The sequence below is a fragment of the Pseudarthrobacter woesei genome, assembly GCF_055412745.1.
In genome coordinates this window covers 22,837-39,033 of record NZ_JBVAYU010000009.1, presented here as the reverse complement: position 1 = coordinate 39,033, position 16,197 = coordinate 22,837, and the positions used below count along the sequence as shown (strand labels likewise).

Annotated in this window: 17 protein-coding genes; 9 read left to right on the top strand and 8 right to left on the bottom strand. The window is 67.9% G+C overall.

The genetic code is table 11. The features are described 5' to 3' along the window. Positions 1–22: 22 nt before the first annotated feature. Entirely contained in the window at positions 23–583 is a 561-nt protein-coding gene (locus ACZYZE_RS13755) for a prepilin peptidase (RefSeq protein ID WP_459318328.1), read from the bottom strand. A 59-nt stretch (positions 584–642) separates the two neighbouring features. Between ACZYZE_RS13755 and ACZYZE_RS13750 the strand changes: the two genes are divergently transcribed. The 5 genes from ACZYZE_RS13750 to lepB all read left to right on the top strand — a co-directional run bounded on the left by ACZYZE_RS13750 (position 643) and on the right by lepB (position 4,937). After that, positions 643–1,464 carry a hypothetical protein gene (locus ACZYZE_RS13750; RefSeq protein ID WP_459318327.1) on the top strand — a complete coding sequence of 274 codons (822 nt, stop codon included), beginning with the start codon at positions 643–645 and terminating at the stop codon, positions 1,462–1,464. 48 nt (positions 1,465–1,512) lie between these two features. Further along, positions 1,513–2,157 carry a GNAT family N-acetyltransferase gene (locus tag ACZYZE_RS13745; RefSeq protein WP_463908222.1) on the top strand — a complete coding sequence of 215 codons (645 nt, stop codon included), beginning with the start codon at positions 1,513–1,515 and terminating at the stop codon, positions 2,155–2,157. Between the two features lie 80 nt (positions 2,158–2,237). Then, on the top strand, positions 2,238–2,768 hold the full coding sequence (locus tag ACZYZE_RS13740) for a hypothetical protein (RefSeq protein ID WP_463908220.1): 531 nt from the start codon (positions 2,238–2,240) through the stop codon (positions 2,766–2,768). A 79-nt stretch (positions 2,769–2,847) separates the two neighbouring features. Next, on the top strand, positions 2,848–4,452 hold the full coding sequence (locus tag ACZYZE_RS13735; RefSeq protein ID WP_463908218.1) for a multicopper oxidase family protein: 1,605 nt from the start codon (positions 2,848–2,850) through the stop codon (positions 4,450–4,452). A gap of 5 nt (positions 4,453–4,457) precedes the next feature. After that, positions 4,458–4,937: a signal peptidase I gene (gene lepB / locus ACZYZE_RS13730; protein ID WP_463908216.1), complete on the top strand. Its 480-nt coding sequence runs from the start codon at positions 4,458–4,460 to the stop codon at positions 4,935–4,937. Between the two features lie 73 nt (positions 4,938–5,010). Here lepB and phoH2 read toward each other — a convergent pair whose 3' ends face one another. Beyond that, positions 5,011–6,450 (bottom strand): RNA 5'-3' helicase PhoH2, encoded by a 1,440-nt coding sequence (phoH2, locus tag ACZYZE_RS13725; protein ID WP_459318322.1) that lies wholly within the window; start codon positions 6,448–6,450, stop codon positions 5,011–5,013. A 234-nt stretch (positions 6,451–6,684) separates the two neighbouring features. Continuing rightward, positions 6,685–7,446, bottom strand: coding sequence for an isoprenyl transferase (locus ACZYZE_RS13720; RefSeq protein WP_459318389.1), 762 nt, complete (start codon positions 7,444–7,446; stop codon positions 6,685–6,687). A gap of 213 nt (positions 7,447–7,659) precedes the next feature. On the opposite strand from ACZYZE_RS13720, the gene trhA reads away from it, so the two are divergent. Further along, the gene (gene trhA / locus ACZYZE_RS13715; RefSeq protein WP_463908339.1) at positions 7,660–8,322 is read left to right on the top strand and encodes a PAQR family membrane homeostasis protein TrhA; all 663 of its coding nucleotides are present in this window, start codon (positions 7,660–7,662) and stop codon (positions 8,320–8,322) included. Positions 8,323–8,495: 173 nt separating this feature from the next. Further along, positions 8,496–9,074, top strand: coding sequence for an alpha/beta fold hydrolase (locus ACZYZE_RS13710; protein WP_463908214.1), 579 nt, complete (start codon positions 8,496–8,498; stop codon positions 9,072–9,074). A 113-nt stretch (positions 9,075–9,187) separates the two neighbouring features. On the opposite strand, the gene ACZYZE_RS13705 is transcribed toward ACZYZE_RS13710, so the two are convergent. The 3 genes from ACZYZE_RS13705 to mca form a co-directional block, all read right to left on the bottom strand. Further along, entirely contained in the window at positions 9,188–11,386 is a 2,199-nt protein-coding gene (locus tag ACZYZE_RS13705) for a thioredoxin domain-containing protein (protein ID WP_463908337.1), read from the bottom strand. Beyond that, positions 11,364–11,735: a hypothetical protein gene (locus ACZYZE_RS13700; RefSeq protein ID WP_463908211.1), complete on the bottom strand. Its 372-nt coding sequence runs from the start codon at positions 11,733–11,735 to the stop codon at positions 11,364–11,366. Before ACZYZE_RS13700 ends, ACZYZE_RS13705 begins: the two co-directional genes overlap by 23 nt. Before the next feature lie 126 nt (positions 11,736–11,861). Beyond that, complete coding sequence (gene mca, locus ACZYZE_RS13695; protein WP_459318319.1) at positions 11,862–12,767, bottom strand: mycothiol conjugate amidase Mca; 906 nt, start codon at positions 12,765–12,767, stop codon at positions 11,862–11,864. 154 nt (positions 12,768–12,921) lie between these two features. On the opposite strand from mca, the gene ACZYZE_RS13690 reads away from it, so the two are divergent. Both ACZYZE_RS13690 and greA read left to right on the top strand, forming a co-directional pair. Beyond that, positions 12,922–13,380, top strand: coding sequence for a DUF4307 domain-containing protein (locus ACZYZE_RS13690; RefSeq protein ID WP_463908209.1), 459 nt, complete (start codon positions 12,922–12,924; stop codon positions 13,378–13,380). A 195-nt stretch (positions 13,381–13,575) separates the two neighbouring features. Beyond that, the gene (gene greA / locus ACZYZE_RS13685; RefSeq protein WP_459318317.1) at positions 13,576–14,070 is read left to right on the top strand and encodes a transcription elongation factor GreA; all 495 of its coding nucleotides are present in this window, start codon (positions 13,576–13,578) and stop codon (positions 14,068–14,070) included. A 218-nt stretch (positions 14,071–14,288) separates the two neighbouring features. On the opposite strand, the gene ACZYZE_RS13680 is transcribed toward greA, so the two are convergent. Together ACZYZE_RS13680 and ilvA are read right to left on the bottom strand one after the other, a co-directional pair. Further along, positions 14,289–14,912, bottom strand: a complete 624-nt coding sequence (locus ACZYZE_RS13680) for a rhomboid family intramembrane serine protease (RefSeq protein WP_463908335.1) — start codon at positions 14,910–14,912, stop codon at positions 14,289–14,291. 8 nt (positions 14,913–14,920) lie between these two features. Next, entirely contained in the window at positions 14,921–16,159 is a 1,239-nt protein-coding gene (gene ilvA / locus ACZYZE_RS13675; RefSeq protein ID WP_463908207.1) for a threonine ammonia-lyase, read from the bottom strand. Positions 16,160–16,197: the final 38 nt, after the last annotated feature.

The window sequence follows — 16,197 nt, the reverse complement described above, 5'->3', positions numbered from 1 at the left end:
GCCAAGCACGTCCGGAAGCGCTTCAGGCGGCGGGCAGCAGGAGCATGGCCGCGGCGGTACCGGCCAGCATAAACGGCCCGAAGGGGATGCTCGATTTCAGGGTGCCCCGCCGCACGGCCAGCAGTCCCAGGCTCCACAGTCCTCCGAAAAGGAACGCGGCGAACGTCCCGGCGAAGACATGCGTCCAGCCCAGGAAGCCCAGATACATGCCGAGCACGCCGGCGAGCTTGACGTCGCCGAATCCCATGCCCGGCGGGTAGGCCGCCCGGAGCAGGAAGTAGAACAGCCACAGGACCGCTCCCCCGGCCAGGATCCGCAGGCCCGGGACGCCGAACAGCCATGCCCCGCTGCCGGGCAGGGCCGCAGGTGTGCCCCCGGTGAGGACAGAACTTGCCGCGGCGCCGATCAGCAGCGCCCCCGCGACCGCGTAGGAGGGGAAAACGATCCGGTCCGGCAGCAGGTGGTGCCGGACGTCGATCACCGTGAGCCGGACGGCCATGACCACAAAATAGGCGCACGCTGCCGCCGCCAGCCAAAAGGCAAGCGGGGTTACTTCGCCCAGTGCGCCGAGTCGTTGGATCACCCTCGGATGCTACTTGATATTCCGCCTGCCGGCGCCGGGCCCGCGCGTAAACTGTGGATATGGCCGCATGGGACAGCAGGAACCGGCCCGGGCCGCGCGCACCCGGGGACCCGGCGGAGCAGGCGGCCGCGTTCCGGAACCTGTGCCGCTCCTCACCGTGGAAGTGGCAGTCGCTGCGCTTTGAATACCTCGATCGGCCGGTGACTGCCCCCGGCGCGGACCCCGCGGGACATCCTGCTCCCCGCGCCTCCGACCTGGTCCGGGCCTGGCTGCGCCGCCCCGGTGCACTGCGCCTCGAAACCGCGGACGGGCTTATCCTGCAGAGCACCACGGGCATCAACGATTCCCGCGGCGTCTTCTACGTCAGCTCCACGCGGAAGACCTGGCTGCTGCCGCCGCAACTCGTCACCCCGGTCTACGACGACGGCGGCCTGGTCCGGCGCCGCCCGGAAGCGGCCTACGGCGAACCCTGCTTCGGCAACGGCCGCTTCGCCGCCGCCCTGGACCCGGTGGAACTGGCAGGCAACGCCCCGGTCCCGCTCGAATTCCCCAACTCCAACGCCGTGGAACTTGGCCCCATCACGGAGGTGGAGCACGAGGGCCGTCCCGCACTGGAAACCACCGCTACCCCCAACCCCGGCTACCGCCCCGCCGACCCCGCCGCGCCGCTCTGCCGGCCGGGACGCAGTCTGGTGCGGATCGACGCCGGCACCGGCGTCTGCGTTGCGAGCCGCTGGCTGGAGGACAGCACGGAGGAGTACGGCCACTGGCTGCGGATCGTCGCCGTGGACGAATACATGCTCGATGACCTGTTCCTTGCCGAATCCATGAACCTCACCGACGTCCGCCGCCACATCAGCTGGGACGTTCCTGCCGGCTGACCGGGCTTGTGACTGGTGGGAGGCCACCCGTGCCGTTAGGCTTCCGGGATGACTGATCCCGCCCCCTATTGGCCGCCCTTCGGCCTCACCCTGACCACACCGCGCCTGGTGCTGCGGCCGATCCGAGACGAGGACATCCCGGCCGCGGCGCAGGCGGCGCTGAGCGGCATCCACGAGCCCGGCCGCAGCCCCTTCAGCAGACCGTGGGCCGCGGCCCCCGCCGACGAGCTCGGGCCGAATATGGCGCAATGGTACTGGCGCTGCCGCGGAAACATGTCCCCGCAGGAATGGACGCTGCTGCTCGGGATCTGGCACGACGGCGAGTTCGTCGGCTGCCAGGACGTCGAAGCCAAGGACTTCGCCGCCCTCAAGACTGTCAGCACCGGCTCCTGGCTCCGCCGGAGCGCCCAGGGCCGCGGCCTCGGGACGGAGATGCGCGCCGCCGTCGCCCTCTACGCCTTCGACTGGCTCGGCGCGGAAGTCGCCGAGTCCGAGGCCGCGGCCTGGAACCAGCAGTCCCTCGGCGTCTCGCGTTCCCTCGGCTACGAACCCAACGGCGTCGCCCGCGCGTCGTGGGGCGGCAAGGCAGAGGACGTCCGGAAGGTCCGGCTCACGCCCGAAACCTTCAACCGCCCCGGCTGGACCCTCGGCGTGGAAGGCCACGCGGCCACCGCAAAATATCTCGGGATCTGAGGCCGGCGGCCGGCCGGCACGGCCCCGCACCCAACCCCGGCCACAGGCTTTTCCCAACCCCGACCGGCTTCACTGTTGGCATGACCCGCACAGCGATCGAGATCAGGACCCGCATGTCCCCGGGACGGCGCCGCGCCCTGCTGATCCCGCTGACGATGCTGACCGCCATCGGGCTCGCCCTGGCGTTCCTGTTCCTGACGGCAAAACCGGAGCCGAGCACACCCCTTGGTGCTTCGGCTTTCGTCCCGGGCGGGATGGCCAGCATCAGCGAAATCGTTCCGCTGGAAGCGGACGGCTGGCAGCCCGGAGAAAACGGCCCCGCACTGACCGGCACCCCGCCCGGGGGAAGCCACCGGGTGCGGCTTGTGGTCCGGCTCACCGCTCTGGACGGCGGCGGCATGCAGCTGGCTGCCGGCGACTTCACCGTGACCGGGCTGGGGTCCCTCAGGGCACAGCCGCTCTGGAGCTCGGAGCCCGCCCTGTCGCTGCGGCAGGGGGAATCGCACGGAACTACGCTGGTCTTCGAAGTCCCGGACAGGGCCGTTGCCCTGGTCCTCGAAGGCCCCGGCGGCTCCCGGCTGTCCATGGGCCTGGCACACCACAGCGGCTAGCCCGGCCCAAGGGTTTTCCCAAGCCCGCCGGCGCATGCTGTCCCAAAACCTTGTTGGCTAAGGGGGAAGGCAGGTCACCATGTCCGTTTCACGGCGTCAGGCACTTATTTTCGGCGGCCTCGGCCTGGTCGGGGCGGGTCTCGTGACCGTCCCGATTACCGGGGTCACCGCTAAATCCGCGAGCAAGCTCAACGACAGGGATATGCCCCGGCCCTACCGGACGCCCCTGACGCTGCCCCCCCAACTCCCGTACACGACCATCATCGGCGCCGACGGGCTCCCCGTCCGGCGCTACACCCTGACGCAGAAACTGGGCACAGCGCAGATTCTGCCCCGGCTGACCACCCCGATCCTGGGCTACAACGGCATCTTCCCCGGGCCCACCCTCCGGATCGAACGGGGCATCCGCGCCGTGGTCCACATGAGGAACCAGCTGCCGGCCCGGCATCCGTCGCTCGGCCACGCTATGCCCACCTCGACGCACCTGCACGGCTCCGCATCGCTGCCCCAGTTCGACGGCTACGCGAACGACCTTACGATGCCCGGATTTTACAAGGACTACCAGTACCCGAACTACCAGCCGGCCCGGACCCTTTGGTATCACGACCACTCGGTTCACTTCACCGCCCAGAACGTCTACTCAGGACTCGCCGGCCAGTACCTTATCAGCGATCCGGAGGAGAGGGCCCTGCTCCCCCAAGGCAATTTCGACGTCCCGCTGATCATCAGCGATGCCATGTTCGCGGCAGACGGCTCGTTGGGCTTTGACGACCGGGACCGCTCCGGGTTGTGGGGTGACGTCATCCTGGTCAATGGGAAGCCCTGGCCCGTGATGAAGGTCCAGCGGCGCGTCTACCGCTTCCGGGTCCTCAATGCCTCGATCTCCCGCTCCTACCGCTTCACGCTGAGCACCGGCGATCCCGTCACCGTGGTGGCCACAGACGCCGGGCTCATCCCGGTGGCGCAGACCATCGGCTCCTGGCGGCACGCCAGCGCCGAACGCTACGAAATCCTCATTGACTTCCGGAATTACGCGCCCGGGAAGCGGATCGAGCTGCGCAACCTCTCCAACAACAACAACCGCGACTTCGACAACACCGGAAAGATTATGGCCTTCGACGTTGTGGCCGACCCCGTCGACACCGCGGATCCGACCTGGAACCGGATACCTACGGCCCTGGCCCGAAGCCATCCGATGGACCTCACGGCCGCCGCCGCAACCAAGACCCGCAGCTTCCGGATCAAGCACGACGACGTGACCAACATCTGGACCATCAATGACATGACCTGGGAAGAGGTCATCGCCAGCGGGTTCCGGAAGGCGATGGCCAACCCGGCCCTGAACGCCGTGGAAATCTGGGAGTTCCGGAACACCTCGGGCGGCTGGCACCATCCCATGCACATGCACCTGGTCGATTTCCAGATCCTCAGCCGCAACGGCAAGCCCCCCTTCCCCTACGAAAAGGGGCCCAAGGACGTCGTCTATGTCGGCGAACGTGAAACGGTCCGCGTGCTGGTCCACTTCGGCCCGAACAAGGGCCGCTACATGCTCCACTGCCATAATCTGACCCACGAGGACCATTCCATGATGCTGCAGTTCCGGGTGGGCCTCGGCGAGAATGACGCAGATCCCAACGACCCGATCGGGGCAGCTCCCGCGGTGTGGGACACGGAACAGGACTGAGCGGCGTGCGACGGCGGGACTTGGGCTGGGCCGGTATCGGCCTGGGCGCCGTCCTGGCGCTCCGGCTGCTCGTGCTTGAACCGATCACGGTCAGCTCGGTCAGTATGGAGCCGACGATTCCGTCCGGCAGCATGGTCTGGCTGAACAAGGCCGCGCCCCGCCTCGCTGACATTGAGAGCGGCCAGCTTGTGGTCTTTCCGGAGCCCGAGGTCGGCGAACGCTCGGACGGATTCCTGCTCAAGCGGGTGGTGGCCCGCGCCGGTCAGACCGTCGCCATGAAGGACGGCGTGCTGTTCGTCGACGGAACGCCCGCCCGGGAACCCTACGTCGACCAGCGCACCATCGACGGCGTTTACTTCGGCACAGTGACGGTCCCGGCCGGCCAGCTGTTCGTCCTGGGCGACAACCGCGAGACCTCGATAGACTCCCGGGACTTCGGCCCGATCCCCGCCTCCGCGGTACTGGGCACGGTCCTCGGCCGGTGACCGGGCCCGTCCCGGTGATCGAGCCTGCCGGGACCCACGGTTCGCGGTTTCGGCAGGCCCCACCACCCGGGGCTCAGATCTCCGCCCCCTCGAGCAGCTCCGTCACCAGGGCCGCGATCGGCGAGCGTTCCGAGCGGGTCAGGGTCACATGGCCGAAGAGCGGGTGCCCCTTGAGCGTCTCGACGACGGCGGCAACGCCGTCGTGCCGTCCGACGCGGAGGTTGTCCCGCTGGGCGACGTCGTGGGTGAGGACGATCTTGGAGTTCTGTCCGATCCGGCTCATGACGGTGAGCAGGACGTTCTTCTCGAGGGACTGCGCCTCGTCCACGATCACGAAGGCGTCGTGCAGCGAACGTCCCCGGATGTGGGTCAGCGGCATCACCTCGAGCATGCCGCGGTCCATCACTTCCTCCACGACTTCCTGGCTGACCAGCGCCCCCAGGGTGTCGAAGACGGCCTGGGCCCACGGGTTCATCTTCTCGGCCTCGGAGCCGGGCAGGTAGCCGAGCTCCTGGCCTCCCACCGCGTAGAGCGGGCGGAAGACGATCACCTTGCGGTGTTCCCGGCGTTCCAGCACGGCCTCCAGGCCGGCGCACAGGGCCAGCGCCGACTTTCCGGTGCCCGCACGTCCGCCGAGGGACACGATGCCCACGGACGGGTCCATGAGCAGGTCGATCGCGAGCCGCTGTTCGGCGGAGCGGCCGTGCAGTCCGAAGACGTCGCGGTCGCCCTTGACGAGACGGACCTGTTTGTCTGCTCCCACCCGGCCCAGGGCGGACCCCCGGGTGGAGAGCAGGACCAGGCCGGTGTTCGTCGGCAACTCGGCCGCTTCCGGGATGAAGACCGGCTCGTGGCCGTACAGGGCCGCGACTTCCTGCTCGGTCGCGTCGATCTCGGCAACCCCGGTCCAGCCCGAGTCCTTGACCAACTCGTTGCGGTACTCGTCGGCCTGCAGCCCCATGGCGGAGGCCTTGACCCGCATCGGGAGGTCCTTGGACACCACCGTCACATCCCGGCCCTCATTGGCGAGGTTCTTGGCGACGGCGAGGATCCGGCTGTCGTTGTCCCCGCCGCGGAAACCGGCCGGGAGCACATCGGCGGAGACGTGGTTCAGCTCCACCATCAGGGTGCCGCCGTCGTGGCCCAGCGGGATGGGCCGGTCCAGTCCGCCGTGCTCCACCCGCAGGTCATCGAGGAGACGGAGCGCCTTGCGGGCGAAGTAGCCCAGCTCGGGATCGTGCCGCTTGCCCTCAAGCTCGGTGATGACGACGATCGGCAGGATGACTTCGTGCTCCGCGAAGCGCAGCAGGGCCCGCGGGTCCGAGAGCAGCACCGAGGTGTCGATCACGAAGCTCCGGGCCGATTCCTTGATTGCTGTCCCTTCCCCGGAAACAGCAGGACCGGCCGCAGCGGAATCCGCTGCACCGGTCTGTTGGGTGGCTCGCTTGGCGCGAGAGGTAGCTTTCTGTCCCTGGTCGGTCACGACGTCGGGCAGTTGTTCAGAAATAGCCACATCGACTCCAGCCCCGGGGCACATGCCCGGAATTGTTATTGGTGAGGCGGCTCGGCCGTGAGGCCGGACGCGGCCTCCCATACACCCGGTGCGAAAATCCGCTCCATAGTACCGGCCTCCCCGATCAACCGGCGGTCTGCCTGCTGATGAGATTAACGTACGCCCCGTTGCGGCGATTCGGCGTCTATTTTCCGGCGATTCTTGTTGCCATCAGGTGAACCGTAAGCGAACGGCTCAGGACCCGAAGCGCCGCTGCCTGCCGGCGTAGTCGCGGAGGGCCCGGAGGAAGTCCACTTTCCGGAATGCGGGCCAGAGTGCCTCGCAGAAATAGAACTCGCTGTAGGCGCTTTGCCACATGAGGAATCCGGAGAGCCGCTGCTCCCCCGAGGTCCGGATCACGAGGTCCGGATCGGGCTGGCCGCGGGTGTAGAGGAACCGCGAAATGTCGTCCACGGTCAGCTCGTCGGCCAGTTTCCCAATGTCCGCGCCGCGGTCGACGGCGTCGTGCAGCAGTTCGCGGACGGCGTCGACGATCTCCCGGCGTCCGCCGTAGCCGACGGCGACATTGACGTGGATCTTCTCCCGCACGGGCGTGCGGGAGGTGAGTCTGTTGAGCCGCTCGGCGAGGTAGTCCGGCAGCAGCTCCGGCGCCCCCATGGCGTGCACCGAGATGTCGGCGTCCTCGTCCAGCCGGTCCAGGGTGTTGGCGATGATGCCCATGAGCAGGTCGAGTTCTTCGCCCGAGCGGTTCATATTGTCCGTGGAGAGCATGTAGAGCGTGACCACCTTGACGCCCAGTTCCTGGCACCAGCCGAGGAACTCGTGGATTTTGTCGGCCCCGGCCTGATGCCCCTGGCTCGTGGGGGCGTTGAATTGGCGGGCCCACCGCCGGTTGCCGTCCACCATAACGCCGATGTGTTTGGGGATCCGCTCCGGATCCAGGGACCGCTGGAGCTTGCGCTCGTAGAAGCCATAGAGGAACCCTGGCATTTCCATCCGGAGATTCACCTGGCTTCCTTGAAGGACGACTGCTGTGCAGATCCTAGGCTACCTGCCGGAGGACGGGGCAGGTGTACAGCCGGCCTGGATTTCCCCCGGGACTACTGTTACTCGCGGGTAACTTACCAGCACGTAGGTTATTATGGCCGCATGGAAAGCAACAGTCCTGAGCCCCGGCCGGAACGGCCTGCGGACCCCAAAACCGGCCCGATGGACGATGCCGCGGTCCGGCTGGCCGAACTCCTGATGATCAAGCCGCAGTGGCGCGGCTGGATCCACACCGTAACGGCGCCGCTGGCGCTGGCGGCCGGCATCGTGCTCGTGGCACTGGCCCCGACGCCGGAGCTGAAGATTGCCTCCGCCATCTATGCCTTCACCGGAGTCCTGCTCTTCGGCATCAGTGCCATCTACCACCGCGGGAACTGGTCCCCGGGCGTCAAGATCGTGCTGAAGCGGCTGGACCACACAAACATCATGCTGGTCATCGCCGGAAGCTACACCCCTCTGGCCTGGGCCCTCCTGGAGCGGCCCAAGGCCGAGCTGCTTTTGTGGGTCATCTGGTCCGGCGCCATCCTGGGTGTGCTCTTCCGGCTGCTGTGGACGCACGCCCCGCGCTGGCTTTACGTGCCGATCTACATCGCCCTGGGCTGCGGCTCCCTGTTCTTCCTGCCGGACTTCTTCGCCGCCAACGTGGCCTCGGCCGTGCTGATCTGCGTCGGGGGCGCCCTCTACATCACCGGCGCCGTCTTCTACGCGCTGAAGAAGCCGAACATCAGTTACCTACATTTCGGCTTCCACGAGCTGTTCCACGCCCTGACGGTCGTTGCCTTCGCCGTGCACTACATCGCGATTGCCATCGCCGTTCTCAGCTGACGGCGGCGCGCCCTCGCCGGGTCCGGCCGTCCTGCACGCCTCGCGGCGGTTGAGGAGGTTCGCCGATGAAACCGCCGCAGTTCCTGATAGGACCTACACCGCCTGATGGGGGTTGCGGTAGGCCAGCCTTGCGTGCTGATATGGAGCCTTGCGCAGCGCGAGGGATGACTGACATGACAAGGGCCCGGCAGATCCTGTTCATCCAGGGTGGTGGCGCAGGCACGCACGACGAATGGGACAACAAGCTGGTTGAAAGCCTGTGGCGAGAGCTCGGAGACGGGCCGGCGGTCCGGTACCCGCGGATGCCTGACGAAGACGACCCGAGTCACGCTACGTGGAGCCTGGCCATCCGAAGTGAGCTGGCGGATTTGGACGACGGCGCCGTCGTGGTCGGCCATTCGGTGGGTGCCACGATTCTCATCAATGCGCTCGCCGAGCAGCCCCCGGGGTGCGTGCTTGCGACGAACGTGCTGATCGCGGCCCCGTTCGTCGGCGAGGGCGGTTGGCCCAGCGACGAGTTCGAGTTGCCAAAAGACCTCGGAGCCAGGCTTCCGCACGGTGTGCGGGTTCACGTCTTCCATGGCCTCCGGGACGAGACCGTCCCACCATCGCACGCGGACCTGTATGCCGGGGTGATCCCGCAGGCGCGGGTGCACCGGCTGCCCGGTCGCGATCACCAGCTAAACAATGATCTGAGCGACGTGGCAAAGGTGATCGGTGAGAATAGACCCGGACCCGTCACCCACAGGTAGAGAGCCACTGCTACCGCCTAACCATAGTCCCCAACGTGCAACGAAGCGCGTTACTCAGATCCGGATTCATGGACTCCTACCCTCTCCTGCCGCGGATCGACCGTGCAGCAACGTCATTCAGCCATGCTGGCCAGTTGTTCCCGCAGTGCCGCGATTGAACCCACCGGAAGCTCGCAGACCATCCCGCGGCACAGGAAGACCAGCGGCGAACCGTCGGGCGCCGCCTCGCGGCCGCGCAGCAGGGGCGGCACGGCGCCGTCGTCCCCGGCTTGCCGGACGGCGATCACGAGACCGGGGCTCGGTGAGAGCAGCAGTTCCCGGTGCAGTGCCGCCCGCGCCGGCGTGGGCGGGCCAACGACGGCGGCCTCCACCGGGCCGGCCAGGGCGGCCTGCGCCGTCGCGAGCAGCCAGCCGGCCGCCCGGGGCGCCCGGGCCGCCAGCGGGGGCAGCAGTGCGAGGATATTGCCGGCCAGGGCACGGTGTTCGCTGGAGCCGGACAGGGCGGCGTAGGACAGCAGAGCGCCCGCGAAGGCGGCGGCGCCGCTCGGCGTGGCACCATCGAAAGGGTCCAGCGCCGCACGCCTGCCCTGGGCATTGAAAACCTGCTCCGACTCCCCCGCAGCGTCGCGCAGGGCACCGTCCGAGGCGAACCGCGCGACGGCGGCCGCCAGGATCTCTTCGCCCAGCCCGTACCAGCGCGTCCGTCCGGTGACGGCATAGAGCGCGAACAGCCCCTCGGCGCAGAACGCATAGTCCTCCAGCAGCCCGCCGATCCCGCGGGCCGAACCCTCATGGGAGACCCGCTTAAGGGTGCCCGGTGCTCCCCCGGACCCCGGTCGCCAGTGCACCCGCTCGAGGTAGGCCGCGATACTTTCCGCGGCCGCAACCAGTCCGGGCCGTTCCAGCACGGCGCCGGCGTCGGCCAGCGCCGCCACGGCCAGCCCGTTCCAGCCGGCCACCACCTTGTCATCGCGGGCCGGCTGCGGCCGGTGCGAGCGTGCAGCCAGGAGCACCGGCCGGACCCGCTGCCAGAGCGAAGTGTCCGCGGCGTCCAGGGCCCGGCCGGGATGCAGCGGGGAACGGTCGGCGGTGACCGTGCCACGGGCGTTGACGTTCATCAGGCGGGCAACGGCGACGCCGTCCTCGGGCCCCAGCAGCCCGGCGAGGTCCGCCGGGCTCCATAGGTACGTGCCACCCTCGGTGTGCACCCCGTCCACCACAGTGTCGGCGTCGAGGGAGGACGCCAGGGCTTCAGGAATCGCCTGGCGGCCGGACTCGGCCGCGCCAGGTCCCGGAGAGGCCGTCAGTCCAAGCGCTGCGAGGAGCCAGTCCGCCGTGCGGGCGGCGACGTCGGCTGCTTCCGCCGCCGGGTACTCCGGCGTGCCGCCGAGCCGGGTCCAGTGGACGTAGACGCGCAGCAGCTGGGCGTTGTCGTAGAGCATCTTCTCGAAGTGCGGGACGGACCAGTCGCGGCTCACGGAATAGCGGGCGAAGCCGCCATCGAGCTGGTCAAACAGGGCCGAACGGGACATTGCGGCGAGAGTGCGGCCTGCCATATCCCGGGCTGCGTCCGCGGTACCGGATCCTGCTGCGGCATGCCGGATCAGGAACTCCAGGACGGCGGAGGGCGGGAACTTCGGTGCGGTGCCGAAGCCGCCGCCGGCGGGGTCTTCGGCACCGGCCAGGGCATGCACGGCGTCCGAGAGCAGGGCTGCGTCGAGGGGGTCGGGCAGGCCGTCCAGCCGCACCGCGGTGCCGACCTGCGGGGCCGCAAGGCCGCGGGCCAGGGTCCCGGCGTTTTGTTCGACGGCGCCGCGGCGCTCCCGCCATGCGTCGACCACGGCCTCGAGCACCTGGCGAAAGGACGGCCGGCCCGGCAGCGGCCGGGGCGGAAAGTAGGTGCCCGCGTGGAAGGCCCTGCCGTCCGGCAGCAGGAAGACGGACATCGGCCAGCCGCCTTCCCCGGTGATCGCCTGGGTCGCAGCCATATAGACGGCGTCGACGTCGGGCCGCTCTTCGCGGTCCACCTTCACGGCGACGAAGTTGGCGTTCAGGTAGGCCGCGGTGCCCGGGTCCTCAAAGGATTCATGGGCCATAACATGGCACCAGTGGCAGGCCGCGTAGCCGATCGAGAGGAACACGGGAACGTCGCGGGCGGCGGCGAAGGCAAAGGCCTCATCCCCGAAGGGCCGCCAGTGTACCGGGTTGCCGGCGTGCTGCCGCAAATAGGCAGAAGGTTCACCGCCCAGGGCGTTGGCAGCCTCGGGGACGATTGGGGACGGATCCCGGCTAGCGGCTTCCGGGCCCTGCATCGCCATTAACTTCCGGTCGGCTGCCGGCGGCGCCGGCAGAATCCTCCGGGGACCGGGTTTCCGGGGACTTCGCCTCCAGGGTCTTCGCTTCCAGGGGCTGGGCGGGGGCGTTGCCTACGGCGGCCTCTTCGGCGGCGGCGCGCTCTTCTTCGACCTGGGCGCGGTAGCGGACCCTGCGGATGCGCCGCACCATGTCCACGATCAGCAGCGCCGTCAACAGCACGATAAAGGCCGTCAGAAGGAAGCCCAGCAGGCCGGGCGTTACCTGGTCCTGGGAAAGTCCCGGGCGCAGCGACGGCGAAGGGGTAGGCGCCGGGGCTGTTGCCAGAGCGATGAACATGTAATGCACGGTTAGGACCTTCTGTGGGACTGATGGCGGCCCGGGGCCGGGGCTTCGGGGCTGCCAATGGACGGCTGCTGCTGTTCCGTTTCCATGCGGCGCAGTTCTACACGGCATAGAAATGGCCTGCTGGGTCTATCTTAGCCCGGCGAAGAAGTCCTTTTCAGGCAGTTCGGCAGGGATCCGGGACTGGATCAGCGAGTAGTCCTCCCATGGCCAGACGCTTCGCTGCATCGCCGGTGAGACGGCGAAGAAGAATCCCTTCGGGTCTACCTGGGTGCCATGGGCGCGCAGGGCGTCGTCCCGGGCTTCAAAGAAGTCACCGCACTCAATCTGCGTGGTGGTGGGGTGGGTCGGCGCGGGCGGAGTGTGGCCTTCCGCGTCGGTCTCAAGCCAGGCGGCCATCCGCTCGGCGTAGGGCGACTGGAGCCCGGACTCCTCCAGCGCGTAGTGCAGGGCGCGGAAACGTTCGGGGCTAAAGGCGCGGTCGTAGTAGAGCTTGCTTGGCGCCCAGGCCTCGCCTGTTCCCGGGTAGCGGGCCGGATCGCCGGCGGCTTCGAAAGCCTCGACGGCGACGCGGTGCGCCATGATGTGGTCCGGGTGCGGATAGCCGCCGTTCTCGTCGTAGCTCAGGATCACCTGCGGCTTGAACTCGCGGACCAGCCGGACCAGCGGGGCGGCCGCCCGCTCGAGCGGCAGTGTGGCGAAGGAGCCGGCGGGCAGCGGCGGCAGCGGATTGCCTTCCGGCAGCCCCGAATCGACGAAGCCCAGCCAGCGTTGGCGGACGCCGAGGACCCCGGCCGCGCAGTCCATCTCAAGCCTGCGGGCGCCGGCCATGTCGCGTTTGGGGTGCGGCTGGCCTTCCATCGCAGGGTTCTGGATGTCCCCGCGGGAGCCATCGGTGCAGGTCGCCACAAGGACGTCGACGCCGGCCGCGGCGTACATCGCCATTGTGGCGGCGCCCTTGCTGGATTCGTCGTCCGGATGAGCATGCACAGCCAGTAGTCGAAGCGGCGCGGACGGGCTGGGGGACGCTGTCATCGTGGGACGGCTCCTCTTTCTACGGGTGTTCGTGTACGGGACTACTTATTCGGGACTACTTATTCGGGACTACTTATTCGGGTCTCCTGGCGGGAACCCGGGCCGGATCGGCGGCGCGGACAATACCCGTCCCGATCCACACTAAACTGGACTGGTGACTTCCGAGGATCAGCCTGCCGCACCCGCGCCGGCATCTACCAGCCTAGCCAATCGTTACGGCGGCCAAAAGCGCGCCCTGGGCGGCAAAGCCAAGCGGGCCTTCCTGATTGCCGCCCTCGCGGTGGGGATCGGGTTCATGGCCTGGATTTCGACGTCGAATGCCACGGGGAGCATCACCTTCAAGGACATCGGCTACAGCACACCGGACGCCACCATGGCGGAGATAGATTTTCAGGTCACCAAGGAACCGGCAACGGACGCCAGATGCGCCGTCAAGGCGCTCGATGCCAAATTCGCGGTGGTCGGCTGGAAAGTCGTCGACATCGCCCCCAACGCCTCCGACGCCGGCTCCGACGGCGGCCGCACCACAGCCCACCGGGCGCTAGTCCGCACGGAATCCCAGGCGGTTTCCGGCGTCGTCGACAGTTGCTGGATTCCCGACGCCGCCAAATAGCCCCCGGCAGACCGTTGACGCAGCGGCGGGCAACGTGGCGGGTAACACGGTGTGATCCACGCCGCAGGGTTCTTTGGTTTATCCACAGGATTGACTACAATGGATCAATACCTTTCCCCCGCTGAGCTGGTTACTGAGTCCCAAAAGTGGCCACCGTGGCGGGGTCTTTGCTTGTTTGACCATAAGGAGAAGTCCGTGTCTACCACCAACAGCGCAACTGCAGCTTGGCTCACCCAGGAAGCTTTTGACCGCCTGAAGGCAGAGCTGGACCACCTCTCCGGCCCCGGCCGGGCGGAAATCGTTCAGAAGATCGAAGCTGCACGCCAGGAAGGCGACCTCAAAGAGAACGGCGGCTACCACGCGGCCAAGGAGGAGCAGGGCAAGATCGAAGCCCGCATCCGCCAGCTCAACGCCCTGCTCCGGGATGCGCACGTGGGCGAGTCCCCGGCCGACGATGGAATCGTCGAGCCCGGAATGCTCGTCGTTGCCAGGATCGCCGGCGACGAGGAGACCTTCCTGCTCGGGTCTCGTGAAATCGCCGGCGGCTCAGACCTCGACGTCTTCAGCGAAAAGTCGCCCCTGGGCGCGGCCATCGTAGGCCACAAGGAGGGCGACAAGATCAGCTACACCGCCCCGAACGGCAAGGTCATCCCCGTCGAGATCATCTCCGCGAAGCCGTACGCCGCCTAACACCCGCGCATACCGGTCCCACCAGAAAGTCCCTGCCACGGCGGGGACTTTCTGCTTCTCTCAGCCCTGCTTCCTGGACGATTCGCTGGGCCCGGCTGGGCTGGCCCGGTTTTCACCCGCCCTCGCCCGTGTCACAGGGCTGGTTGCGGAGTGCCATGCCGAAAGCCGGGCCAGTTCAGCAGGGCCCGGCTCTCCCGCTGGGGCCGGCGTCGTTTGCGCTACCGCCCGGCGCGCAGCATCCCGGCGCGCCGGGTGCTCAGGAGCAGGGCAGCCACCACGCCGCCGATGGCGCCGCCGAGGTGCGCCTGCCAGGAAACGAAGCTCGCCACGGACGGCAGGATGCCGAACAGGATGCCGCCGTAGCTCAGGAACAGCACGACGGACAGCAGAATCTGCCACCAGTTGCGGTTGAAGAAGCCGCGCACCAGCAGGAACGCGAAGAGTCCGAAGACCAGGCCGGACGCCCCCACGGTGACGCTGAAGCCGCCGATCAGCCATACCACCACCCCGGATCCTAACCAGCTCGAGGCCAAGGCCGTGGCGAACACCCGCCGTCCGGACAGGAACACGAGGAAGCCGAAGATGATCAGCGGCAGCGTGTTGGAGAAAAGGTGCGCCAGGTTGGCGTGCAGCAGCGGAAAGGTCAGGATGTCCAGGATCCCGTCGAGGCTCCGCGGCCGCAGACCGAATGTCCCGTTGAGGGAATGCAGCATCAGGGTATTGATGATTTCGATCAAATACAGCACCAGCACGAACGAGCCCACCACCAGCAGGCCCTTCCGGGCACGTCCCGCGGTCGTTTCGCCGGAGGGGGGCCTGCCGTTGCGCGTGGAATCAAGCATCATGGACCCTAGTGAACCACGATCGGCTGGAAGCCTTCGGCCCGAAGTGCCGCGAGGACCTGCCCGCAGTGCTCGTGGCCCTTGGTTTCAAGGTTCACCGTGATAGAGACGTCGCCCATGCTGATGGAACCGCCCACCCGGGTGTGGTCAAGGCCGGTCACGTTGGCGTCGTTCTCGGCGATGATCCGGGCGATCGTGGCCAGCGAACCGGGCCGGTCGTCCAGCATCATCCGCACGGTCATGTAGCGGCCGGCGGCAGAGAGGCCGCGCTGGATGACCTTGAGCATCAGCATCGGGTCGATGTTGCCGCCGGAGAGGACCACGGCGACGGTTCCGGGGTTCTCGATCTTGCCTTCCATCAACGCCGCGACGCCGACGGCGCCGGCGGGCTCCACGACCATCTTGGCGCGTTCCAGCAGGAAGATCAGGGCGCGGGCCAGCGCGTCCTCGCTGACCGTGACGACGTCGTCGACGAGTTCGCGGATAATACTGAAGGGCAGCTGTCCCGGCCGTCCGACGGCGATGCCGTCGGCCATCGTGGAGACGCGCTTGAGCGGGACCAGCGCGTCAGCGGCGAGCGAGGGCGGGTACGCGGCCGCGTTTTCGGCCTGGACACCGATGATCCGGATTTCGCGGCCGAGTTCCCTGGCCCTGGCCTTGACGGCCACGGCGACGCCGGCGAGCAGCCCGCCGCCGCCGACGCCCATCAGGATGGTGTCCACGTTGGGGATCTGTTCGAGGATTTCGAGGCCGACCGTGCCCTGGCCGGCAACGACGTCGACGTCGTCGAACGGGTGGACGAAGACGGCGCCGGACTCGTCGGCGTAGCGCTTCGCTTCGGCGAGGGCCTCGTCCACGTTGTGGCCGTGCAGCACCACCTCGGCGCCATGGCTGCGGGTGGCGGCGAGCTTGGGCAAGGCAACGCCGAGCGGCATGTAGATCCGGGACTTGATGCCGAGGCTCTTCGCCGCGACTGCAACACCCTGGGCGTGGTTGCCGGCAGAGGCCGCGACGACGCCGCGCTTCTTTTCCGCCGGCGAAAGTTTGGCCATCCGCACATAGGCGCCGCGGACCTTGAAGGAGCCGGCGCGCTGCAGGTTCTCGCATTTGAGGTAGACCTCGCCGCCCACCATGGTCCCGAGGGCCCGGGAGGATTCGACCGGCGTCCGCGTAATAATCCCGTCGAGCAGCTTCTGCGCCTCCAGGACATCGTCCAGCGTGACGGGCAGGCTCTCAAGGTTGTTCACGAACTAGTCTCCTTCTCGGATCAGGCGTCGGCCCGGTC